Source organism: Paeniroseomonas aquatica, assembly GCF_030409335.1.
GTDB lineage: Bacteria > Pseudomonadota > Alphaproteobacteria > Acetobacterales > Acetobacteraceae > Belnapia > Belnapia aquatica.
The window spans coordinates 22,367-44,838 of the sequence record NZ_JAUFPN010000174.1; the positions used below are offsets into that span (position 1 = coordinate 22,367).

Sequence of the window (22,472 nt, forward strand, 5' to 3'; positions counted from 1 at the left end):
AGCCGTGCGCCTCCCGTCCCATCGGAGGCTTAGACCGTGCAAACTCGTATTGGCGCACCCTTTCTCGCGTGTGCCGTCCTGCTGGCCATGACCCTGGCCAGGGAAGCGCCGGCTGCCGAGCCGGCGCCGACCGAGGTCACCATCCGCCTGGATGACCGGCAGTACCGCGCCGCCGGCATCGAGGTGACGCGCGTCGAGGCCGACGCGGGCACCACCCAGACCGTGCTGCCCGGCACCGTCAGCGTCCCGCCGCAGCAGCTCCGCGTCGTCGCCGCCCCCGCCGCCGGCCTGGTCGAGGCCCTGCTGGTCGGGCCGAACGAATCGGTGACCGCCGGCCAGCCCATCGCCCGGCTGCGCAGCACCGACCTGCTGGAGGCCCAGCGCACCTATCTCCAGGCCCTCTCGGCCGAGAAGCTGGCGGCCGAGCGGCTGCGGCGCGACGAGCAGATGCACCGCGAGCGCATCATCGCCGAGCGCCGCCTGCTGACCACCCGGGCCGACTACGACTATGCCCGCACCACCCTGCAGGAGCGCGAGCAGATGATGGCGCTGCTCGGCATGTCGGAGCCCGATCTGCGGCAGCTCAAGGAAAAGCGGGTCATGGCCCCGGCGCTGATCGTCACCGCGCCCGAGGATGGCGTGGTGCTCGAGATCCGCACCACCGCCGGCGAGCGCATCGCCGCCGCGGCGCCGCTGTTCAGCATCGGCCGGCTCGACCCGCTCTGGATCACCCTGCAGATGCCGCTCGCCCAGGCCGCGGCCATCTCGCCCGGCACCCGGGTCAGCGTCCCCGGCACCCCGGCCCAGGGCGAGGTGGTGCGGCTCGGCCGCAGCGTCGACCCCGCCACCCAGTCGCTCTCGGCCATCGTCGAGGTCACCGACGGCGCCGAGGCGGTCCGCCCCGGCCAGGTGGTCAGCGCCAGCGTCGCGCTCCGGCCCAACGGCACCCCGCAGTGGCGGCTGCCCTCGGGCGCGGTGGTGCGCCATGCCGGGCAGTCCTGGGTCTTCCTCCGCACCCAGCAGGGCTTCCGCGCCCGTCCCGTGGTGGTAATCTCGGAAACCGCCAGCATCGTGTCCATCCGCGCCAACCTCGCCCCGGACGACCAGGTGGCGACCCGCGGGATCCTGTCCCTGCTGGCGGAACTGACCGAAGTCTACGGGGGCTGACCGCAACATGCTGATGAAGCTCGTGGGGCTGGCGCTGCGCCAGCGCCTGATCGTCGCGCTCGCCACCCTGGGGCTGATCGCCTGGGGCGTCGACGCCTATCGCAAGCTGCCGATCGACGCCTTCCCGGACGTCTCGCCGACCCAGGTGCTGGTCGCCATGCAGGCCCCCGGCCTGCCGCCGGAGGAGCTGGAGACCCAGGTCACCAACCCGACCGAGCTGGCGATGAAGGGCATCCCCAACCTCGCCAGCATCCGCTCCATCACCCGCTACGGCACGGCGCTGATGACCTTCGAATTCGCGCCGGGGACCGACATCTACTGGGCCCGCACCCAGGTGGACCAGCGGCTGGACGACCTGGAAAGCCAGTTCCCCGACGGTGTCTCCGGCGGCCTCGCCCCGGTGGTGACGCCGCTGGGCGAGATGCTGATGTTCACCCTCGAGGGCGGCAGCCTCTCGCCGATGCAGCGCCGCACCCTGATGGACTGGACCATCCGGCCGCAGCTCCGCGGCCTGCCGGGCGTCGCCGACATCAACACCCTCGGCGGCCATGTCCGCACCTACGAGGTCGCCCCCGACCCGGCGGCGATGGCCGCGCGCGGCATCACCACCGCGATGCTGGCCGAGGTGCTGCAGCAGAACAACCGCAACGACGGCGCCGGCCGCGTCCGCGACGGCGAGGAGGCGCTGCTGGTCCGCGCCGAGGGCCGCATCCGCACGCTGGAGGACATCCGCGCCATCGTCGTGGTCGCCCACCCGACCGGCGTGGTCCGCATCGCCGACATCGCCGACGTCCGCTTCGGCGCGCTGGCCCGCAACGGCGTGGTCACCCGCAACGGCGACGGCGAGGCGGTCTGGGGCATCGTGCTCGGCCTGCGCGGCGCCAATGCCCGCACCGTGGTGAACGGCGTGACGGCGAAGCTGGACGAGATCCAGAAACAGCTGCCCGAGGGTGTGAAGATCGAGGTCTTCTACGACCGCAACGACCTGATCGAGAAGGCGGTCTGGACCGTCCAGAAGGTGCTGCTCGAGGCCATCGCCCTGGTCGTGGTGCTGCTGATGCTCTTCCTCGGCAACTGGCGGGCGGCGCTGGTCGTCTCGCTCTCGCTGCCGCTGGCGGTGCTCTCGACCTTCGGCATCATGTCGCTCTACGGGCTGTCCGCGAACATCATGTCGCTCGGCGGCCTGGCCATCGCCATCGGCCTGCTGGTCGACTGCGCCGTGGTGGTGGTCGAGAACGCGGCGCACCGCCTCTCCACCATGGAGGGCCGCACCGACCGCCGGGCCCGGCTGCAGGCGACCGCCGAGGCGGTGCGGGAGGTGGCGGTGCCGCTGGTCTCCGGCGTCATCATCATCGTCACCGTCTTCCTGCCGCTGCTCTCGCTGCAGGGCCTCGAGGGCCGGCTCTTCGGCCCGGTGGCGCTGACCATCATCTTCGCCCTCTGCGCCGCGCTGCTCATCTCGCTCACCGTCGTGCCGGCGCTGGCGGCGACGCTGCTCCAGGCCGGCAACCATGCCAAGGACCCCTGGCTGATCCGCCAGCTGCACCGCGGCTACGACCCGTTGCTCGCCTGGGCGATGAAGAACCCGCTGAAGGTCGGCGGCAGCGCCATCGCCGGGCTGGTCCTGGCCGGCGTGCTCTTCACCCAGATCGGCTCCACCTTCATGCCGGTGATGGACGAGGGCACCCCGGTCATCACGCTGCGCAAGCACCCGACCATCAGCGTCGACGAGGCCGCCGAGACCGACCTGCTGCTGCAGCGCGAGATCATGAAGCGCGTTCCGGAGGTGCGCGGCATCATGGGCCGCGCCGGCGCCGACGAGCTGGGCATCGACCCGGTCGGGCTGAACGACAGCGACCTGTTCCTGACCATCGCCCCGCAGAAGGAATGGCGCGAGCCGAAGAACCGCGAATTCGTCATGGACGAGGTCCGCAAGGTGCTGGATGTCTTCCCCGGCATCTCCTACGCCATCAACCAGCCGATCGACATGCGCGTCCAGGAAATGATCATCGGCGCCCGCGGCGACGTGGTGGTGAAGATCTTCGGCTACTCCATCGGCGAGCTGAACACCCTGGTCCGCAAGGTCGAGGAGGCGGTGAAGGGTATCCAGGGCTCCTCCGAGGTCTTCGGCCTGCGCAACGACGGCATGAAGTACCTGCGCGTCGAGATCGACCGCTTCGCCGCCGGCCGGCTCGGCCTCAACGTCCGGGACGTGCAGCAGGCGCTCAGGGTCTGGGTCGATGGCCGCGACATGGGGCTGGTGCTGGAGCAGGAACGCCGCATCCCGCTGATGCTGCGCGGCGAGGGCAGCCTCCGCCGCTCCGCCTCCGACCTGCAGCGGCTGGTTCTCGCCCTGCCCGGCGGCCGCACCGTCGCGCTCTCCCAGGTCGCCCGCATCGCCGAGGAAGAAGGCCCGATCCAGGTCATCCGCGAGGGCACCCAGCGCTACGCGACGGTGCTCGCCAACGTCCGCGGCCGCGACCTGGTCGGCTTCGTCGCCGAGGCCCAGGCCGCGGTGAAGGCCCAGGTCGAGATCCCGCCCGGCTACCGCCTCGAGTGGGGCGGGCAGTTCGAGAACCAGCAGCGCGCCTCCGCCCGGCTGGCGGTGGTGGTGCCGATCGCCCTCGCGCTGATCTTCCTGCTGCTCTACTTCACCTTCAACTCGGCCCGGCAGGCGGCGCTGGTCTTCTGCAACGTGCCGTTTGCCGCCATCGGCGGCGTCGTGGCGCTCTGGGCCTCGGGCGAGTTCCTCTCGGTGCCGGCCTCGGTCGGCTTCATCGCGCTGGTCGGCATCGCGGTGCTGAACGGCGTGGTGCTGGTCAGCTACATCAACCGCCTCATCGCCGAGGAGGGCCTGTCGCTGCTGGATGCGGTGATGGAGGGCGCGCGCCGGCGGATGACGCCGGTGATCCTGACCGCGACCATCGCCGCCTTCGGCCTGGTGCCCTTCCTCTTCGCCACCGGGCCGGGCGCCGAGATCCAGCGGCCGCTGGCGATCGTGGTCATCGGCGGGCTGGTGACGGCGACGGTGCTGACCCTGGTCATGCTGCCCATCCTCTATTCCCGCTTCGCCCTGCCCAAGGCGGCGATCGAGGCCGGGATGCGCAATCCCGAACAACCCGCCTTGCCGCTGCCGCACCCGGCCGCGCCCAAGCCTGCCCCGGCGGAGTGACCCCGATGCGCTCGATCATGCTGCTCCAGGCGGTCGCCCTGGCAGCCCTGCTGCTCGTCTCCAGCTGGGCGAATGCCCAGACGGCGGCGCCCCGCACCGCGCCGCCGCTGCCCGCCTACCCGGAGGTGACGGCGCCGCGGGCGACCCTGCCGCGCACGGCGGCGCCGCCCCGCCCGCTGCCGCGGCCGGCCCCGGGCCCGGCCCGGGGCACGGCCTCGCTGGCGCGGCACCTGGACCAGGCCATGGCGCTGGATGCGACCGCCCGGGCGCTGGCCGCCCAGCGCGACGCGGTGGCGGCGCGCAGCGCCACCGTGCGCTCGCCCATCGCCGGCTCCCCGGCGGTCAGCGGCGCCTGGCGCACCGATACCCGTGGCCCGCGCGAGGCGACCCAGTTCGACGTCGAGGTCGGGGCGCCGATCTGGCTGCCGGGGCAGCGGCGGGCGCTCGGCGGCAGCGTCAGCGCCGCGGTGGCCGAGGTGGAAGGCCAGCTGGTGCAGCGCGAGCTGGAGCTGGCCGGCCAGCTGCGGGAGGCCTGGTGGGCCGCCGCCCTGGCGGCGCGCGAGGCCAGGCTGGCGCGGGACCGGCTGGCGACGGCGCGGGACATCGCCCGCGACGTCGACCGCCGCGCCGCCCTGGGCGACATCCCGGCCTCGGACGGGCTGCTGTCGCAGAACGAGACCCTGGCGGCCGAGCTGGCGCTGAGCGAGGCGGAAGCGAACCTGGCGGCGTCGCGGGCCAGCTATGCCGTGCTGACCGGCGGCGCCATGCCGGACCTGGAGGCCGAGGCCCCGGTCCCCCGCAACGTCAGTCATCCCCTGCTCGCCGCCGCCGAGGCCGGGCTGGCCGCGGCCGAGGCGGAGGCCCGGCTGGTCGCCGCCACCCAGCGGGACAATCCCGAGCTTGGCCTGTTCGGCCAGAGCCAGAGCGGCAACGTGACCGAGCAGGGCGTCTCCTTCGGCGTCCGGCTGCGGCTGCCGCTGGCGACCGAGGCGCGCAACGCGCCGCGGCGGGCCGCCGCCCAGTCCCAGCTCACCCGCGCCACCGCCCTGCTGGTGCAGCAGCGCCGGCTGGTGAATGCCGGCGTGCTGGCGGGCGAGGCGGCGCTGCGGGCGGCCGAGGAGGCGGCCCGGCTGGCCCGCCAGCGCCTCGGCGTCGCCGACCAGCAGCTCGACGTCGCCCGCCGCGCCTTCCGCCAGGGTGAAACCGGGATCTTCGACCTCTACCGGGTGCGGCAGCTGCAGCTCGATGCCGCCGGGGCTGAAGCCCGGGCGGCGGTGCAGGCCGGCCGGGCGCGCTCCCGGCTCAACCAGGCGCTGGGGGCGGTCCCCGGCGCCTGAGGGTCAGAGCAAACTCCGATCTGATGGACTCATCAGACCGGAGCTATCTGCTCGCCAGAACAACAGGCCAGAGCGGGCTCCGTGAGCCGGTGCGAACGGAAACTGCTCCAGCGCCGACCGATGGGATCATCGGGCGCGGCTCAGCCGGCCAGCGCCGTCGCCGTCCGCCGCCGCAGCTCGGCCACCAGCCGGTCCGCGCCGCCCTCCCGCAGGATGGCAGTGAACTCGGCGCGGCGGCTGGCCAGCTCGCTGATGGTGCCGGTCAGGTAGACGTCGACGATCCGCCCGTCCCGCAGCAGGTAGTTCAGCAGCACCGGCGCGTCGCTCGGCCGGTTGAGCCGGGTATTGACCAGCACGTCGCCGTTCGGCCGCGGGGTGGTGCCGAGGGTCTCGAAGCTCTCGCCGCCGAAGCCGTCGAAGCGGCTGGCATAGGTGGCGATGGACCAGTCGGAGAAGGCGGCGACCAGCGCCTGCTGCTGCGCCTCGGGCAGGCCGGTCCAGGGCGGGCCGACCGCGATCCGGGTCATCGCCGCCAGGTTGAAGGCGGCCTGCATCACCGGCCGCAGCCGCTGCTCCCGGCCGCGGACGCCGAGCGACCGGGCGTTCCGCATCAGGTCGAGCAGGGTGGCGTGCAGCCGGTCGACCACCCCGGCCGGGGACGGGCCCTCGGCCAGGGCGGGGCGGGTCAGCAGCAGGAGGCTGGCGGCGAGCAGGGTGCGGCGGGTCATGCCCGGCGCCATAGCATGGCCGGGCCGGGGCGGCGACCCGGGGCCCGGATCACCTCGGCTGGAAATCCCCGGCCGTCCGGGCCACAACCGGGCCGGGCAAGGGATGGGGATGCATGGCTGAGACGGTGATGCTGACGGGCGCGACCGGCTTCCTCGGCTCGGCCATCGCGCTGGCGCTGCACCGGGCCGGGCACCCGGTCCGGGCCTTGGTGCGCGAGGGCACGCCGCGGGACGTGCTGGACGGCGTGCCGGCGGCCTTCATCCCCGGCGACCTGACCGACGCGGCCTCCGTCGCCCGCGCCACCGAGGGCTGCGGTGCGGTGATCCACTGCGCCGCCGACTACCGCATCTTCGTCCCCGACCCGGCCCGGATGCGGGCGGTGAACGTCGCCGGGACCGAGGCGGTGATGCGGGCGGCGCTGGCCGCGGGCTGCCGCCGGGTGGTGCATGTCTCCTCGGTCGCCACCCTCAGGCCGCGGGACGACGGGCGGCCGGCGACCGAGGCCGATGCGGCGACGCCGGCCCAGGCGATCGGCCCCTACAAGCGCTCCAAGACCGAGGCGGAGCGGCTGGTGGAACGCCTGGTGGCCGAGGCCGGGCTGCCGGCGGTCATCGTCAACCCCTCCACCCCCATCGGCCCGCGCGACCGGCGGCCGACGCCGACCGGGCGGATCATCCTCGAGGCCGCGCGCGGCCGGATGCCGGCCTATGTCGATACCGGGCTGAACTTGGTGCATGTGGACGACGTCGCCGCCGGCTGCGTCGCCGCGCTGACCCGCGGCGCGGTGGGGGAGCGGCACATCCTCGGCGGCCAGGACGTGCCGCTCGGGGAGATGCTCGCCTGGATCGCCGCCAGCCTCGGCCGCCGACGGCCCTTCCGGCTGCCGCGCCTGCCGCTCTGGCCGGCGGCGGTGGTCGCCGAGGGCTGGGGGCGGCTCGCCGGGGGCGAGCCGATGCTGACCCTCGACGGGCTGCGGATGGCGGGCCACCCGATGTATTTCAGCGCGGCCAAGGCCGAACGGGTGCTGGGCCACCGGGCGCGGCCCTGGCCGGAGGCGGTGGCGGAGGCGATCGCCTGGTTCCGCGCCCAGGGGATGCTGCCGGGGATGCTGCCGGGGATGCTACGGCCGTGACCTGGCTGGCACTGGCCGCCTGCCTCGCCTGGGCGGTGCTGCTGCTGGGCCGCGGCTTCTTCTGGCTGGCCCGCGACGACGACCGCGCCGCCGCCGCCCTGCCCGAGCCGGCGGCCTGGCCCAGCGTGGTGGCGGTGGTCCCGGCGCGGGACGAGGCCGCGACCATCGGCGCCACGGTGCGGAGCCTGCTGGCGCAGGACTACCCCGGCGACTTCCGCCTGGTGGTGGTGGACGACCGCAGCGCCGACGGCACCGGTCCGGCGGCGCTGGCGGCCGCGGCGGGCGACCCCCGGCTGGTGGTGCGGCGCGGCGAGGCCCGGCCGGCCGGCTGGACCGGCAAGCTCTGGGCGCTGGAGCAGGGGCTGGCCGAGGCGCGGCGCAGCGCCCCGGACAGGCTGCTGTTCACCGATGCCGACATCCGCCACGCGCCGGACAGCCTGCGGCGGCTGGTGGCGCGGGCCAGCGCCGAGGGCCGCGTGCTGGTCTCGCTCATGGCCCGGCTGCGCTGCGCCTCGGCGGCCGAGCGCTGGCTGATCCCGGCCTTCATCTTCTTCTTCCAGATGCTCTACCCCTTCCGCTGGTCCAATGCCCCCGGGGCGCGGACGGCGGCGGCGGCGGGCGGCTGCGTGCTGCTCGACCGCGCCGCCTTCGAGCGGGCCGGGGGGCTCGGGCCGATCCGCGGCGCCATCATCGACGACTGCGCCCTGGCGCGGCGGATGAAGGCGGTGGGGCCGATCTGGACCGGGCTGACCGACCGGGTGGAGAGCCTCCGCCCCTACGAGGGGGCGGGGGCGATCCGGCGCATGGTGGCGCGGACCGCCTATGCCCAGCTCGGCTACCGGGCGGCGGCGCTGGCCGGGATGATCCTGGCCCTGGCGCTGGTCTTCCTGGCGCCGCCGCTGCTGGCCGCCTTCGGCCATGGGCCGGCGCGGGGGCTGGGGCTCGCCGCCTGGGCCGCCATGGCGCTGGCCTATGCGCCGACGCTGCGGCGCTTCGGGCTCTCGCCGCTGCGGGGGCTTGCCTTGCCCGCGGTCGCCGCCGCCTATATGGCCTTCACCCTGGATTCGGCCTGGGCGGAATGGCGCGGCCGGGGCGGGATGTGGAAGGGCGAGGCCGGGCCCCGGGCGGACCCGGGGTAGGGGGCGCTGAACGCCGAGGCATGCGTCCCGCCACGGTCTGCCACCCGCCGGCCCGGCCATCCGCAGGCCGGCCGATGGTCTATCTGGACGGAGATCGGGCCACAGCCCGCGACAAAACCACGCCCGAACGGGGGGCGTCCCTTCGCAATCGCGGAAAGACGCCGTATGCCGTTGGGGTTCTCGACCCGCGTCGCCTCGGCGGCCCGGGATCCATGGGGGATTGCTCGCCTTGTCCACGATTCAGGACCTAGCCGCGTCGGGGGCGGCGCATTGGCTGCGTTCGGACCTGACGCTGGCTGGACCGCTCGGGCCGCTGGCGCCGGAGCCGCTGGATGCCGCCATCGAGGGCGCCGTCGCGCACCTGCTCGCCCGGCAGCGCCCCGACGGGCACTGGGTCTTCGAGTTGGAGGCGGATGCGACCATCCCCTCCGAATACATCATGCTGCAGCGCTTCTTCGCCCGGAAGGACCCGGCGCGGGAAGCGCGGATCGGCCGCTACCTCCGCCGGATCCAGGCGCAGCAGGAGGCCACCTGCGGCGGCGGCTGGCCGCTGTTCCACGGCGGCCCGCTCGACGTCTCCTGCTCGGTGAAGGCCTATTTCGCGCTGCGGCTGATCGGCGACGCGGCCGGGGCGCCGCACATGCGCCGCGCCCGGGAGGCCATCCTGGCGGCCGGCGGGGCGGAGATGAGCAACGTCTTCACCCGGGCGACGCTGGCGCTGTTCGGCGAGGTGCCCTGGCAGGCGGTGCCGGTGATGCCGCCCGAGCTCATGCTGCTGCCGCGCTGGTTCCCCTTCCACCTCTCGAAGATCAGCTACTGGGCGCGGACCGTGCTGGTGCCGCTGACCGTGGTGATGGCGCGCCGGCCGCAGCCGCTGGCGCCGCTCGGCGTGACGGTGCAGGAGCTGTTCCGCACCCCGCCGGCGCAGGTGAAGCACTGGCCCGGCGGCGCCCATGCGGCCGAGCCCTGGCGCACCCTGTTCCGCCAGATGGACGCGGTGCTGCAGCGCGCCCATGGGCTGATCCCCGAGACGCTGCGTGCCCGGGCCGAGGCGCGGGCCGAGGCCTTCGTCACCGAGCGGCTGAACGGCGAGGACGGGCTGGGCGCCATCTACCCGGCCATGGCCAATGCCATCCTGATGTACCACTGCCTCGGCGTGCCGGCGGACGACCCGCGGCTGGTGACCGCCTGGGTGGCGGTCGAGAAGCTGGTGATGGACCGGGCCGACCAGGACGGGATGCCGGGCGAGACCTACGTCCAGCCCTGCCTCTCCCCGGTCTGGGACACCGCGCTGGTCGCCCATGCGCTGCTCGAGGCCGGCGGCCCCGAGGCGGAGGCGGCGGTCGGGCAGGGGCTCGGCTGGCTGCTCGACCGGCAGGTGACCGATGTCGCCGGCGACTGGGCCGAGGCGCGGCCGGGCGTGCCGCCCGGCGGCTGGGCCTTCCAGTACGCCAACCCGCACTACCCCGACGTGGACGACACCGCGGTGGTGGTGCTGGCGCTCGACCGGGCGCGCAAGCAGGCCGGGCCGGGCCGCGGCCCGGGCCGGCCCGCCGAGGCGCGCATGGAGGCGGCGATCGGCCGGGCGACGGACTGGGTGGTGGGCATGCAGTCCCGCGGCGGCGGCTGGGGCGCCTTCGACGCCGACAACACCCACCACCACCTGAACAGCATCCCCTTCGCCGACCACGGAGCGCTGCTGGACCCGCCGACCGCCGATGTCTCCGGCCGCTGCCTCGCCATGCTGGCCCAGCTCGGCCACCCGCCCGGGAGCGCGGTGATGACCCGGGCGGTGGAGTACCTGCTGGCCGAGCAGGAGCCGGACGGCGCTTGGTACGGGCGCTGGGGCGTGAACTACGTCTATGGCACCTGGTCGGCGGTGACGGCGCTGAATGCCGCCGGCCTCGGCGCCAGCCACCCGGCCATGCGCCGCGCCGTCGCCTGGCTGAAGGCGGCGCAGAACGAGGACGGCGGCTGGGGCGAGGATGGCGAATCCTACCCGCGGCGGGGCGGCACCCGGGCGGATCCGGACCGGGCCGCGGCGCCGAGCAGCGCCAGCCAGACCGCCTGGGCCCTGCTGGCGCTGATGGCGGCCGGGGCGGTGGAGGATGCGGCGGTGGACCGCGGCGCCCTCTGGCTGCTGCGGCACCAGGACCAGGACGGCTCCTGGCCCGAGCAGGACTACACCGGCACCGGCTTCCCGCGGGTCTTCTACCTGCGCTACCATGGCTATGCCCGGCTGTTTCCGCTCTGGGCGCTGGCGCGGGTGCGCAACCTGCGCCGGGGGAATTCGCGGGTGGTCCAGTTCGGGCTCTAGCCCCCGGACCGGCCGCCCGGCGGTGGGGCCAATCCGCCTCAATTGTCCTCAATTCCGCTCAATTCGGTAAAATTCCCCTCAATTACTGAGGATCAACCCTTTGCGTTCCTTCACTAATTGCCCCTGATCCGGCCCTTCGGCGGCAATGTTACCCCCGGCGCCGCCGGGGTGGGCTAGATGCCGGGTTTCGCTGACGCATGGGGGGGGACATGACCCGATTGGCAGGCCGGCACGTGCTGCTGGTCGAGGATGAGGCCTTCATCGGCATGCATATCGAGGATCTGCTGCTCGATGCCGGCGCCCAGGTGGTGGGGCCGGCGCAGACGGTGGCCCTGGCCCTGATGATGCTGACGCATGAGCGGGTCGATGCGGCGGTGCTCGACCTGCACCTCGAGGGCCGTTCGGCCGCCTCGGTCGGCGCCGCCCTGGACGCGCGGCGGATTCCCTTCGTGGTGGTCACCGGCGATGCCGGCGCGGCGGAACGGAACGGCCTCGGCACCGCGCCGGTCCTGGCCAAGCCCTTCGACCCGGAGCGGCTGATCACCACCCTGTCGGCGCTGCTGGCCGACCGGGAGGCGGGAACGCCGACCCGGGCGGCCTAGGATTTCCTACCTATAAATCCTTCCGCCGCCGAATGCAACGAAAAGCCGGCGGGGGCAGGGGCGGGGGTGGGGGCAGCGGCTGGCCCCCACCCCCGCCCGGGCCTCAGCCCCGCGCCACCGGCGGCAGGTAGATCTGCCCGCCGGTGTTGCGGAACTTGTCGCTCATCTCCTCCATCCCCTGCTGCGCCGCCGCCCGGACTTCCTGGCTGATCTTCATCGAGCAGAATTTCGGGCCGCACATGGAGCAGAAATGCGCCAGCTTGGCACCCTCGGCCGGCAGGGTCTGGTCGTGGAACTGCTCGGCGGTGGCGGGGTCGAGGCTGAGGTTGAACTGGTCGCGCCAGCGGAAGTCGAAGCGGGCGCGGGACAGCGCATCGTCGCGCAGCTTGGCCGCCGGGTGGCCCTTGGCGAGGTCGGCCGCATGCGCCGCGATCCGGTAGGTGATGACGCCCACCTTCACGTCGTCCCGGTCCGGCAGGCCGAGGTGTTCCTTCGGCGTGACGTAGCAGAGCATGGCGCAGCCGAACCAGCCGATCATCGCCGCGCCGATGCCGGAGGTGATGTGGTCGTAGCCGGGGGCGATGTCGGTGGTCAGCGGTCCGAGGGTGTAGAAGGGCGCTTCGCCGCAGACCTCGAGCTGCTTTTCCATGTTCACCTTGATCTTGTGCATCGGGACATGCCCGGGGCCTTCGATCATCACCTGCACGTCGCGGGCCCAGGCGACCTTGGTCAGCTCTCCCAGTGTCTCGAGCTCGGCGAATTGGGCGGCGTCGTTGGCATCGGCGATGGAGCCGGGGCGGAGGCCGTCGCCGAGCGAGAAGCTGACGTCGTAGGCCGCCATGATCTCGCAGATCTCGTCGAAGTGGGTGTAGAGGAAATTCTCCTGGTGATGCGCCAGGCACCACTTCGCCATGATCGAGCCGCCGCGGGAGACGATGCCGGTGACGCGCCTGGCCGTCAGCGGGATATAGGCGAGGCGGACGCCGGCGTGGATGGTGAAGTAGTCCACCCCCTGCTCGGCCTGCTCGATCAGCGTGTCGCGGAAGATCTCCCAGGTCAGGTCCTCGGCGCGGCCGTTCACCTTCTCCAGCGCCTGGTAGATCGGGACGGTGCCGATGGGCACGGGGCTGTTGCGGATGATCCATTCCCGCGTGGTGTGGATGTTGCGGCCGGTGCTGAGGTCCATGACCGTGTCGCCGCCCCAGCGGATGGCCCAGACCAGCTTGTCGACTTCCTGCGCGACCGAGGAGGCGACGGCGGAGTTGCCGATGTTGGCGTTGATCTTGACCAGGAAGTTGCGGCCGATCGCCATCGGCTCGGATTCCGGGTGGTTGATGTTCACCGGGATGATGGCGCGGCCGCGGGCGACCTCGTCGCGGACGAACTCCGCCGTGACGTAGTCGGGGATCTCGGCGCCGAAGCTCTCGCCGTCGCGCTCGGCGGCTTCGCGCAGTTGGGCGCGACCGACATTCTCGCGGATGGCGACGTATTCCATCTCCGGCGTGATGATGCCGGCGCGGGCATAGGCGAGCTGGGTGGGGACCTTGCCGGGCTTCGCGCGGAGGGGCTGGCGGGTGGTGCGGTCGAAGACCGGGACGCGGCGGGCCTCGCCGGGCTTCAGGCCGTCGTCCTCGGGCTTGGGGTCGCGGCCCTCGTAGGATTCGACGTCGCCACGGGCGGCGATCCAGTCCCGGCGGAGCAGGGGCAGGCCGCGGCGGATGTCGGCGACGTAGCTGGCATCGGTATAGGGGCCGGAGGGGTCGTAGACCCGGAGCGGGGGTTCCTGGGCGGAGGGGTCGAGGTCGATCTCGCGCATGGCCACCCGGATGTCGGGGTGGTGGGTCCCGGCGATATGGACCTTGCGGGAGGCGGGCAGGGGCCCGGTGGTGACGTCGAGGGCTTCGGTGGGGAAGATATCGGGCATTCTTGGACCTCCTGAGGGGAGATCCGGGCGGTGTGACGCGCGGGGCCGGGCGCAATTGGTCTTCGAATTACGCCCGCTCGTTCCGTTCCCTACGCCGGCATGACCCGGATCAGGTTCGAAGGGTCAGGGCGACTTAGCCCACTCTCAGCCCCTGCCGGGGCCCCCCTTGGAACGGACTGAGCCTGGGGCCGCGCCGGGCTGCTTGTCAACGTGGCGGCCGGCGGCGGAACCACCGGTGCCCGGGCCAGGAGTCCAACCGGGGCTAGAGCTGCTCGCGTTCCCGCTGGTGCGGCTGCGGCTGCTGCGGGCCGTCCTGGTCCTCGTCCTGGGACGACTCGCCGCCCTGGCCGTTGCCCTGGCCACCCTGGGCATGACCCTGGTGGCCCTGAGGTTGCCCCTGGCCATGCCCCTGGCCATGCCCCTGGGCATTGCCGGAGCCGTTGAACTCGGGCTGCTGCTGCTCGCCGCCCTGCTCGCCGCCCTCGTTGCCCTGGTCGGGGCCGTTCTGGTAGCGGCGCTGCTGCGGCACGCTGGCCTGCTGCTGCTGCACCTGGCTCATCGCGTTCAGGATGCGGAAGTAATGCTCGGCGTGCTGGAAGTAGCTTTCCGCCATGACCCGGTCGCCCGAGCCGGTCGCGTCGCGGCCGAGCTGGAGGTACTTCTCGAAGAGCTGCTGGGCGGTGCCGCGCAGCCGCATGTCCGGGCCGTTCGAGTCGAAGACATGGTTGCGGCTCATCGGCTGGTGGGCCGCGGGGCGGTACTGGCCACCGCCGCCGCCGCCGCCACCACCCTGGCCACCGCCACCGCCACCACCGCCCTGGCCGCCCCCACCGTGACGGTGGCTGCGGCCGCGAATCCGTTTCATGTTCATCGGTATTGCGTCTGCCGTCTCGCAGGTGGGCCGCCCCGTCCTGGCCCGCGATTCGGGCAGGATCGGCACTGGCGGTCGGGGTTTTTCAAAGCGCCATGGAGGCCAGCTCGGGCAGGCCGTTCCACGGGTCCGGTCTGCGCAGCACTGGATCGGGCCAAGCCCGCCTGCCAACGAAGTCCTTCCGCAAGCTAACCCCTGATGGGCGCAGCGCCAAACGATTTTTTCGGAAGGGCAGGGATCCGGCCGCTCAGCCCGGAGCGGCGGCCGCCCCGAGCAGCAGGGCGCGGTCGATGCCGCCGAGGTCGGCGCGGCAGCCGAGCGGCGCGAGGCCGGCGGCCCGGGCCAGGGCCTCCACCACTGGGCGCTGGCCCTGGCCCAGCTCGAGGATGGCGCGGCCGCCGGGGGCGAGCAGCCCCGGCAGGGCGGCGGCGATCAGGCGATAGGCGCCGAGCCCGTCGGCGCCGCCGTCCAGCGCCGAGGCGGGCTCATGCCGGGCCACCTCGGGCATCAGCCCGGGGATGGCGGCGCTCTCGATATAGGGCGGGTTCGCCAGGACGAGGTCGAATCGGGCGCCGGCCAGCGGCGCCGCCCAGTCGGCGGCGGCAAAGGCGCAGCGGCCGGCGAGGCCCAGGCGCCGCGCATTCTCCCGGGCCAGGGCGGCGGCGGCGGGGATGCGGTCCAGGCCGAGGCCGGTGGCGGCGGGGAATTCCCGCAGCGCCGCCAGCAGCAGGCAGCCGGTGCCGGTGCCGAGGTCGAGGATGCGGCGGACGGCGCCGGGCTCCGGGAAGGCCTCGATCGCGGCCTCGATCAGGGCTTCGGAATCGGCCCGGGGGATGAGGGTGGCGGGGGAGACGGCGAGGCGCAGCGACCAGAACTCCGCCTCGCCCAGCAGGTGGGCGACCGGCTCATGCCCGAGCCGGCGGCGCAGCAGCGCGGCGAAGTCGCGGGCGGCGTCAGGGGGCACGGCGGCGCGGGGGTCGCGCAGCAGATCCTCCTGCCGGCAGGCGAGGGCATGGGCGAGCAGGATGCGGGCTTCCTGGCGCGGGCTTTCGATCGCGGCGGCGCGCAAATGCTGGCCGGCGCGGCAGAGGAAGAAGCCGACGGTGCCCGCGGGCTCGGCGCAGGTGGAGGTGGAAGGTTTGCCGCCGCGATTCACGCTACGCTCCTCGGCCGCTGCGCAGCCTGCGGGGCTCCGCGATGGCGGCGGGTCAATCCTGGTCCGCCGCGAGCCGCGCCGCCTCGTCCTCCTGGGTCAGCGCGTCGATGATCTCGTCGAAGTCGCCGAGCATCACCTTCTCGATCTTGTGCAGGGTCAGGCCGATGCGGTGGTCGGTCACCCGTCCCTGCGGGAAGTTGTAGGTGCGGATGCGCTCGGACCGGTCGCCGGTGCCGACCTGGGACTTGCGGTCGGCGGCGCGGGTGCCGGCGAGGCGGGCGCGCTGGGCCTCGTAGATGCGGGCGCGGAGGATCTTCATCGCCTTGGCGCGGTTCTTGTGCTGGCTCCGCTCCTCCTGCATCGCCACCACCGTGTTGGTCGGGATATGGGTGATGCGGACGGCGCTGTCGGTCTTGTTCACGTGCTGGCCGCCGGCGCCGCTGGCCCGGTAGGTGTCGATCCGGAGGTCGCTCTCGTTGATCTGGACGTCGACCTCCTCGGCCTCCGGCAGGACGGCGACGGTGATGGTCGAGGTATGGATGCGGCCCTGCGTCTCGGTCGCCGGCACGCGCTGGACGCGGTGGACGCCGGATTCATACTTGAATTTGGCGAAGACGCCGCGGCCCTGGATCTCGGCGGTGGCGCCCTTCACGCCGCCCAGCTCGCCCTCGTCGTATTCCATCACCTCGAACCTCCAGCGGCGGCCCTCGGCGTAGCGCTGGTAGGCGCGGAACATCTCGGCGGCAAACAGCGCGGCCTCGTCGCCGCCGGCGGCGGGGCGGATTTCCAGGATGGCGCTGCGTTCGTCGGCGCTGTCCTTCGGCAGCAGCATGAGGCGGACCTCGCGCTCCAGCCGCGGCACGGCATCCTTCTGGGCGAGGTACTCGTCCTCGGCCAGCTCGCGCAGCTCGGGGTCGGCCAGCATGGCCTCGGCCTCGTCGCGGGCGCGCTCGGCGGCGCGCAGGGCCTCGACCTTGGCGACCAGGGGCTCCAGCTCGGACAGCTCCTTCGACATGGCGCCGAACTGGCCGCCCTCGGCGGTGGCGAGCTGGTGCTTCAGTTCCTCGGCGCGGGTCAGGACGCGGTCGAGCTTGTCGGCGATGCTCATGGCGTCGGCGCCTCGTCCTCATCCTCCTCGGCCTCGAGCATCTCGGCCAGCATGGCCTCGACCGCGCTGTCCACGACGCCGGTCTCGGCCAGGGCGCGCACGATGTCGTCGAGCGGGACGCGCTCCTGGGTGCCGGCGTCGAGGTTGCGGACCACCGCCACGCCCTCGGCGATCTCGGTCTCGCCGAGGATGACGGCGGCGCCGGCGCCGATCTTGTTGGCGCGTTCCATCCGCCGCTTGGTATTGCCGCGATAGGCGATCTCGGCGATCACGCCGGACTGCCGCAGCGCCTGCAGCAGGTCGAGCGCCGGGCCTTCCGCGGCATCCCCCACCGGGATGACCGCGACCGGGCGCGGCGCCGGCGGGGTAAGGCCGGCGGCCTCGACCAGCAGCGCCAGCCGCTCGACCCCCGCGGCCCAGCCGACCGAGGGGGTGGCGGGGCCGCCCATCTCCTCGACCAGGCCGTTGTAGCGGCCGCCGCCCATGACGGTGCCCTGGGCGCCCAGCCGGTCGGTGACGAATTCGAAGGCGGTGTGGCTGTAGTAGTCGAGGCCGCGCACGATGCGCGGATTGACCCGGAAGGGCACGCCGAAGCGGGTGAGGTGGCGCTGCACCGTCTCGAAGAAACCGGCGGCCTCGGGGGTCAGGTGGTCGAAGATGGTGGGCGCATCGGCGATCAGGGCGCGGTCGCCCTTGTCCTTGCTGTCGAGGATGCGGAGCGGGTTCTTCTCCAGCCGCATCCGGCTGTCGGCCGAGAGCGCCTCGGCATGGCCGGTGAAGTAGCCGACGAGGGCGGCGCGGTAGGCATCCCGCGAAGGCGCGTCGCCTAGGGTGTTGATCTCGAGGATGGTGCCCTCCTCGATGCCCAGTTCCTGCTGGATCTGCCAGCCGCAGGCGATGACCTCGGCATCGGCGAGCGGCTCGGGCGCGCCCAGCACCTCGATCCCGATCTGGTGGAACTGGCGGTAGCGGCCCTTCTGCGGCCGCTCGTAGCGGAACATCGGCCCGGCGTAGAAGACCTTGCGCGGCAGGCCGCCTTGCGTGAGGCCGTTGCTGACCAGGGCGCGGCAGACGCCGGCGGTGTTCTCCGGCCGCAGGGTGACGCTTTCGCCGCCGCGATCCTCGAAGACGTACATCTCCTTGGCGACGACGTCCGAGGTATCGCCCAGGCCGCGGCTGAAGACGCGGGTATCCTCGAAGATGGGGGTGGCCCATTCCTCGAAGCCATAGAGCGTCGCGATGCGGCGCGCGACCTCGATGACGCGGTGGTGGCGGCGGTGTTCCTCGCCGATCAGGTCATGGGTGCCGCGGGCGGGCTGGAGCTGGGACATGGCGATGGCGGTAGCCTTCCTGCCGGCCTGAAACAAGAGGGTTGCGGCGGCGCCTTCCTCAGACCGTGCCGCCATCCACGACGAAATGCTGGCCGGTCACCATCCGGCTGTCGTCGGCGGCGAGCCACAGCACCATCCGCGCGATATCGGGCGGGTAGAGCCGCTCCTTCAGGCATTGCCGGTCCATGTTCGCGGCCTCGTCAGCCGGCGTCGCCCATTTCTCCAGCTGGCGCTCGGTGAAGATCCAGCCGGGGACGACCTCGTTGACGCGGATCCGGTCGGGGCCGAGGTCGCGCGCTAGGCCGCGGGTCAGGCCGCGGATGGCGGCCTTGGCGGTGGTATAGGCGGGCATGCCGCCCTGCAGCTTCATCCAGCTGACCGAGCCCATGTTGATGATGGCGCCGCGGCCGAACTCCTTCATCATCGGCGCGACCGCCTGGGCGCAGAAGAAGTGGTGGCGCAGGTTGGTGTGCATGCGCTCGTCCCAGTAGTCGGGCTCCACCGTCTCGAGGCCGTGGCGGTCGTCGCGCGCCGCGTTGTTCACCAGGACGGAGATGGGGCCGAGCTGCCGGCGGATCTCGGCGATGGCGGCGCGCAGCGACGCGATGTCGCGCAGGTCGCAGAACAGGAACAGGGCGCCGGTGCGGGCGGCGGTGGCCTCGCCGGCCGCCCGGTCGAAGTCGAGGAAGGCGACGCGGGCGCCCTGGGCCGCGAAATGCTCGACCACGACGGTGCCGATACCGCTGGCGCCGCCGGTGATGAGCACGACGCGGCCCTGCAGGCTGGGGTAGCTGGCGAATTCGGGGGTGATGCTCATGCGGCGGCTTCCTTGCATGCCGGGACTTGAACCGCCCGAAAGCCTCGGAGTTTCAGCCGGTTACCGGCGGCAACACGGGCTGGGCGTCGAGCCAGGTGGTGTACCAGGAGAAGCCGAAGTGCAGGTGCGGGCCGGTGACGCGGCCGGTCGCGCCGATGGCGCCGATGCGCTGGCCGGCGGCGACCTGCTGGCCCTCCGTCACGCCCTGGGCCGACATATGGGCATAGAGGGTGTTCACCCCGTGCCCATGGTCGATCACCACGATCCTGCCGAAGAAGAAGAAGTCGCCGGCCAGCGTCACCACGCCGCCGGCGGCGGCCAGCAGCGGCGTGCCGGTCGGGGCGGCGATGTCGAAGCCGAAATGCGGCTGGCGCGGCTCGCCGTTCAGGATGCGCTGGCTGCCGAAGACGCCGCTGATCCGGCCATGCGCGGGCAGCAGGAAGCCGGCGGCGAAGTCGGTGCGGGGGCTGTCGGTGGCCCGCGCCGCGGCGAGGCGCGCGCGCTCGGCGGTGATGCGGCGGAGCGCCTCCGGGTCCGGCGTGACCTGGGCGGGGGGCAGGCCGGTGATGCGCTGGGTCGGCCAGTCCCGCCGGGCGACGGCCAGGCGCTGGGTCTCGGTCCGGCCATTCGGCGCGGTGAGGACGAGGGTCGCCTCCGCGCCATGGTCGCGGCTGAAGCCGAAGGCGTATTCGCCGCCCGGCCCGACCCGCAGCGCCCGGCCGTCGAGCGCGAGGCGGCTGCCGGGGGCGACGCGGCCATGGGCGAAGCCGCCCTGGGCCAGGCCCTCGGCGGGGATGGCGGCCAGGCCGGGGCGGGCAAGCAGCAGGGCGGGCAGGGCAAGGGCGGTGCGGCGGCGGATCACAGCAGGGTCTCCTGCGCGGGCGGGTCGCCGCGGCGGCGAGGGGTGGCCTTGGTCCCGTCGGCGGTGGCGCCGACCGCGGCATCGGCGAAGGTGAGGGTCAGCCGCGCCCCGGGCGGGACCGCGGCGGCGGTGGTCAGCGGCGCGCCCTCGGCATCCTGCACCAGGACGAAGCCGCGGGAGAGGACCGACTGGTAGGAGACGCCCTCCAGCCGGGCGACCAGGCCCTCCAGCCGGGCGCGCTTCTCCCGCACCAGCGCCTGCACCGGGGTGGCGGCGAAGCGGGCGAGCGGCGGGGCGGCCTGGCGGCGGGCCTGGAGGCGGTGCCAGGCGGCGCCGGCGCGGCCATCCAGCAAGGCCAGGGTGGCGCGGCGGGCGGCGATCTGCTCGCGCGGATGCGGCAGGCGCGGGGCGAGGCGGCCAAGGGTGGCGCGCTTGCGGTCGATCAGGCCGGGGAGGGCGAGCGCCAGCCGCTCGCCGCGATCCTCCAGCCGCTGCCGCATGGCGCCGAGGATATTGGGCAGGTCCGGCAGGCCGCGCTCGGCCAGCATGAGGCGGCGGCGGGCGCGGTCCAGCACGGCGCGGCCGAGCTGCAGCAGCCGCGCCTGGGTCTGCGCCAAGTCGGCCAGCAGGTCGGCGCGGGCGGGGATGGCCATCTCGGCCGCCGCCGTGGGGGTGGGGGCGCGGCGGTCGGAGGCGAAGTCGATCAGGGTCGTGTCGGTCTCGTGGCCGACGGCGCTGATGAGCGGGATGGGGCTCTCGGCGGCGGCGCGGACCACGATCTCCTCGTTGAAGGCCATGAGGTCCTCGAGGCTGCCGCCGCCGCGCGCCACGATGATGACGTCCGGCCGCAGCGCCCCCGCCATCCGGCCAAATCCACGGATGGCGGCGGCGATCTGCTCGGCGGCGCCGGCGCCCTGGACCGGGACCGGCCAGAGCAGGATGCGGCGGGGGAAGCGGCGGAGGATGGTGGTGCGGATGTCCTGGATGACCGCCCCCCGCTCGCTGGTCACCACGCCGATGACCTGGGGCAGCATGGGCAGGCGGCGCTTGCGCTCGGGCGCGAAGAGGCCTTCCTCGAGCAGGCGCTTACGCAGCATCTCGATCCGGGCGAGCAGCGCGCCCTCGCCGGCGTATTCGATCCGGTCGATGACGAGCTGGTACTTGGAGCGGTCGGGGTAGGTGCCGATCCGGCCGGTGGCGATGACCTCGATGCCGTTCTCCGGCTTGATCGAGAGCCGGCCGACCGAGGTCTTCCAGATGACCGATTCGAGCTTCGCCGCCTCGTCCTTCAACGACAGGTAGATGTGGCCGGAGGGGTAGCGCTTCAGCTCGGTGATTTCGCCGCGCACGCGGACGCGGCCGAAATTCTCCTCCAGCGTGCGCTTGATGGCGCCGGCGATCTCGGAGACGACGAATTCGGGGATGTTGGCCCGGGGGGCGGGCGGAGGCGTGTCCATGCGGGCACCTTATGCTAAGGGCGCCCGGCTTAGGAGGCTTGGCGATGAAGGTTCTGGTGGTCGGCGGCGGCGGGCGGGAACATGCGCTGTGCTGGGCGATTGCCGCCTCGCCCCTGCTGGAGAGGCTGTGGTGCGCGCCGGGCAATGCCGGGATCGCGGCGGTCGCGGACTGCGTCGCCATCGGCGCCGAGGACGTGGCCGGGCTGGTCGGCTTCGCCCGGGCGGAGCGCGTCGACCTCGTGGTGGTGGGGCCGGAGGCGCCGCTGACGCTGGGGCTGGCGGATGCCTGCATGGCGGCCGGGCTGAAGGTCTTCGGCCCGAGCCGGGCGGCGGCGGCGCTGGAAGGCTCCAAGACCTTCACCAAGCAGGTGGCCGATGCCGCCGGGGTGCCGACCGCCGCCTGGGCGCGGTTCGAGGATGCGGCGGCGGCGCGGGCCCATGTCCGGACGCAGGGCGCGCCGATCGTGGTCAAGGCGGACGGGCTGGCGGCCGGCAAGGGCGTGGTGGTCGCGGCGACGGTCGCGGAGGCCGAGGCGGCGATCACCGGCATCATGGAGGACCGGGTGCATGGCGCCGCCGGCGCCGCCGTCGTGATCGAGGAATGCCTGGTTGGGCAGGAGATCTCCTTCTTCGCCCTCTGCGACGGCGAGACGGCGCTGCCGCTGGGCGCGGCGCAGGACCACAAGCGGGTCGGCGAGGGCGACACCGGGCCGAATACCGGCGGCATGGGCGCCTATTCGCCGCCGCCCGTCTTCACCGAGGCGCTGCGCGAGCAGGTGATGGCCGAGGTGGTGCGGCCGACCTTGGCCGAGATGGCGCGGCGGGGGACGCCCTTCCGCGGCGTGCTGTTTGCCGGGCTGATGCTGACCGCGCAGGGGCCGAAGCTGATCGAGTTCAACGTCCGCTTCGGCGACCCGGAATGCCAGGCGCTGATGGTCCGGCTGCGGTCCGACCTGCTGCTGGCGCTGCTGGCGGCGGCCGACGGCGAGCTGCGCAACTTCGCCCTGCGCTGGGACCCGCGGCCGAGCCTGACGGTGGTGATGGCCGCGGCCGGCTACCCCGGCGCCTATGCCGGGGGCACCGAGATCCGCGGGCTGGAGCGGGCGGCGGCGGTCCCCGGGGTGCAGGTCTTCCACGCCGGGACGGCGCGGCGGGCGGATGGCGCGGTGGTGGCCACCGGCGGGCGGGTGCTGGGGGTCACCGCGGTGGCGGCGACGCTGCCCGAGGCGCGGGCGGCGGCCTATGCCGCGGTGGATGCGATCGACTGGCCGGAGGGCTTCTGCCGGCGGGACATCGCCTACCGCGCGCTCTAGCCCAGCACCTCGTCGACGGTCCCGTCGGCGACGATGCG

The 22,472-nt window shown here is 73.4% G+C and carries 17 protein-coding genes and 1 riboswitch; of the genes, 8 read left to right on the top strand and 9 right to left on the bottom strand.

Features of this window, described 5'->3' with window-relative positions; translation table 11 throughout:
- Positions 1-36 precede the first annotated feature (36 nt).
- From QWZ14_RS18955 to QWZ14_RS18965, 3 genes are read left to right on the top strand one after another with little or no spacing between them, the layout of a single operon-like run.
- Complete coding sequence (locus QWZ14_RS18955) at positions 37-1,167, top strand: efflux RND transporter periplasmic adaptor subunit (protein ID WP_290318380.1); 1,131 nt, start codon at positions 37-39, stop codon at positions 1,165-1,167.
- Between the two features lie 7 nt (positions 1,168-1,174).
- Positions 1,175-4,339 (top strand): efflux RND transporter permease subunit, encoded by a 3,165-nt coding sequence (locus tag QWZ14_RS18960; RefSeq protein WP_290318381.1) that lies wholly within the window; start codon positions 1,175-1,177, stop codon positions 4,337-4,339.
- Positions 4,340-4,344: 5 nt separating this feature from the next.
- The gene (locus QWZ14_RS18965) at positions 4,345-5,676 is read left to right on the top strand and encodes a TolC family protein (protein WP_290318382.1); all 1,332 of its coding nucleotides are present in this window, start codon (positions 4,345-4,347) and stop codon (positions 5,674-5,676) included.
- Between the two features lie 140 nt (positions 5,677-5,816).
- Here the strand turns inward: QWZ14_RS18965 and QWZ14_RS18970 are convergent, their stop codons facing one another.
- Positions 5,817-6,404 (bottom strand): ABC transporter substrate-binding protein, encoded by a 588-nt coding sequence (locus QWZ14_RS18970; RefSeq protein ID WP_290318383.1) that lies wholly within the window; start codon positions 6,402-6,404, stop codon positions 5,817-5,819.
- Positions 6,405-6,517: 113 nt separating this feature from the next.
- Here QWZ14_RS18970 and hpnA point away from each other — a divergent pair, with 113 nt between their 5' ends.
- From hpnA to QWZ14_RS18990, 4 genes are all read left to right on the top strand, one after another.
- Positions 6,518-7,537, top strand: a complete 1,020-nt coding sequence (hpnA, locus tag QWZ14_RS18975; RefSeq protein WP_290318384.1) for a hopanoid-associated sugar epimerase — start codon at positions 6,518-6,520, stop codon at positions 7,535-7,537.
- On the top strand, positions 7,534-8,676 hold the full coding sequence (locus QWZ14_RS18980; protein WP_290318385.1) for a glycosyltransferase: 1,143 nt from the start codon (positions 7,534-7,536) through the stop codon (positions 8,674-8,676). The genes hpnA and QWZ14_RS18980 overlap by 4 nt, the downstream gene beginning before the upstream one ends.
- Positions 8,677-8,962: 286 nt before the next feature.
- Positions 8,963-10,993 carry a squalene--hopene cyclase gene (shc, locus tag QWZ14_RS18985; protein ID WP_456307256.1) on the top strand — a complete coding sequence of 677 codons (2,031 nt, stop codon included), beginning with the start codon at positions 8,963-8,965 and terminating at the stop codon, positions 10,991-10,993.
- A 209-nt stretch (positions 10,994-11,202) separates the two neighbouring features.
- On the top strand, positions 11,203-11,595 hold the full coding sequence (locus QWZ14_RS18990; RefSeq protein WP_290318386.1) for a response regulator: 393 nt from the start codon (positions 11,203-11,205) through the stop codon (positions 11,593-11,595).
- A 103-nt stretch (positions 11,596-11,698) separates the two neighbouring features.
- On the opposite strand, the gene thiC is transcribed toward QWZ14_RS18990, so the two are convergent.
- The 8 genes from thiC to xseA form a co-directional block, all read right to left on the bottom strand.
- Positions 11,699-13,519, bottom strand: coding sequence for a phosphomethylpyrimidine synthase ThiC (gene thiC, locus QWZ14_RS18995; protein ID WP_290318387.1), 1,821 nt, complete (start codon positions 13,517-13,519; stop codon positions 11,699-11,701).
- 68 nt (positions 13,520-13,587) lie between these two features.
- A riboswitch (TPP riboswitch) is annotated at positions 13,588-13,696 on the bottom strand.
- Between the two features lie 85 nt (positions 13,697-13,781).
- Positions 13,782-14,384, bottom strand: a complete 603-nt coding sequence (locus tag QWZ14_RS19000) for a DUF4167 domain-containing protein (protein ID WP_408903723.1) — start codon at positions 14,382-14,384, stop codon at positions 13,782-13,784.
- 253 nt (positions 14,385-14,637) lie between these two features.
- Positions 14,638-15,459 (bottom strand): peptide chain release factor N(5)-glutamine methyltransferase, encoded by an 822-nt coding sequence (gene prmC / locus QWZ14_RS19005; protein WP_408903724.1) that lies wholly within the window; start codon positions 15,457-15,459, stop codon positions 14,638-14,640.
- A 139-nt stretch (positions 15,460-15,598) separates the two neighbouring features.
- Positions 15,599-16,654 (bottom strand): peptide chain release factor 1, encoded by a 1,056-nt coding sequence (prfA, locus tag QWZ14_RS19010; protein ID WP_290318391.1) that lies wholly within the window; start codon positions 16,652-16,654, stop codon positions 15,599-15,601.
- On the bottom strand, positions 16,651-17,985 hold the full coding sequence (gene hisS / locus QWZ14_RS19015; RefSeq protein WP_290318392.1) for a histidine--tRNA ligase: 1,335 nt from the start codon (positions 17,983-17,985) through the stop codon (positions 16,651-16,653). Before hisS ends, prfA begins: the two co-directional genes overlap by 4 nt.
- Positions 17,986-18,043: 58 nt before the next feature.
- Positions 18,044-18,802, bottom strand: coding sequence for an SDR family NAD(P)-dependent oxidoreductase (locus QWZ14_RS19020; protein ID WP_290318393.1), 759 nt, complete (start codon positions 18,800-18,802; stop codon positions 18,044-18,046).
- A gap of 52 nt (positions 18,803-18,854) precedes the next feature.
- Positions 18,855-19,664, bottom strand: coding sequence for a M23 family metallopeptidase (locus QWZ14_RS19025; protein WP_290318394.1), 810 nt, complete (start codon positions 19,662-19,664; stop codon positions 18,855-18,857).
- Positions 19,661-21,121, bottom strand: coding sequence for an exodeoxyribonuclease VII large subunit (gene xseA, locus QWZ14_RS19030; protein ID WP_290318395.1), 1,461 nt, complete (start codon positions 21,119-21,121; stop codon positions 19,661-19,663). Before xseA ends, QWZ14_RS19025 begins: the two co-directional genes overlap by 4 nt.
- A gap of 44 nt (positions 21,122-21,165) precedes the next feature.
- Here xseA and purD point away from each other — a divergent pair, with 44 nt between their 5' ends.
- On the top strand, positions 21,166-22,434 hold the full coding sequence (purD, locus tag QWZ14_RS19035; RefSeq protein ID WP_290318396.1) for a phosphoribosylamine--glycine ligase: 1,269 nt from the start codon (positions 21,166-21,168) through the stop codon (positions 22,432-22,434).
- The last annotated feature ends 38 nt before the right edge of the window (positions 22,435-22,472 follow it).

Excerpts from the sequence above, each read along its gene's own strand:
- QWZ14_RS18990 (WP_290318386.1), top strand. The coding sequence starts at position 11,203 with ATGACCCGATTGGCAGGCCGGCACGTGCTGCTGGTCGAGGATGAGGCC.
- QWZ14_RS19000 (WP_408903723.1), bottom strand. The coding sequence starts at position 14,384 with ATGAAACGGATTCGCGGCCGCAGCCACCGTCACGGTGGGGGCGGCCAG.
- hisS (WP_290318392.1), bottom strand. The coding sequence starts at position 17,985 with ATGTCCCAGCTCCAGCCCGCCCGCGGCACCCATGACCTGATCGGCGAG.
- QWZ14_RS18970 (WP_290318383.1), bottom strand. The coding sequence starts at position 6,404 with ATGACCCGCCGCACCCTGCTCGCCGCCAGCCTCCTGCTGCTGACCCGC.
- QWZ14_RS18960 (WP_290318381.1), top strand. The coding sequence starts at position 1,175 with ATGCTGATGAAGCTCGTGGGGCTGGCGCTGCGCCAGCGCCTGATCGTC.
- prfA (WP_290318391.1), bottom strand. The coding sequence starts at position 16,654 with ATGAGCATCGCCGACAAGCTCGACCGCGTCCTGACCCGCGCCGAGGAA.
- hpnA (WP_290318384.1), top strand. The coding sequence starts at position 6,518 with ATGGCTGAGACGGTGATGCTGACGGGCGCGACCGGCTTCCTCGGCTCG.
- xseA (WP_290318395.1), bottom strand. The coding sequence starts at position 21,121 with ATGGACACGCCTCCGCCCGCCCCCCGGGCCAACATCCCCGAATTCGTC.
- purD (WP_290318396.1), top strand. The coding sequence starts at position 21,166 with ATGAAGGTTCTGGTGGTCGGCGGCGGCGGGCGGGAACATGCGCTGTGC.
- QWZ14_RS19020 (WP_290318393.1), bottom strand. The coding sequence starts at position 18,802 with ATGAGCATCACCCCCGAATTCGCCAGCTACCCCAGCCTGCAGGGCCGC.
- thiC (WP_290318387.1), bottom strand. The coding sequence starts at position 13,519 with ATGCCCGATATCTTCCCCACCGAAGCCCTCGACGTCACCACCGGGCCC.
- QWZ14_RS18965 (WP_290318382.1), top strand. The coding sequence starts at position 4,345 with ATGCGCTCGATCATGCTGCTCCAGGCGGTCGCCCTGGCAGCCCTGCTG.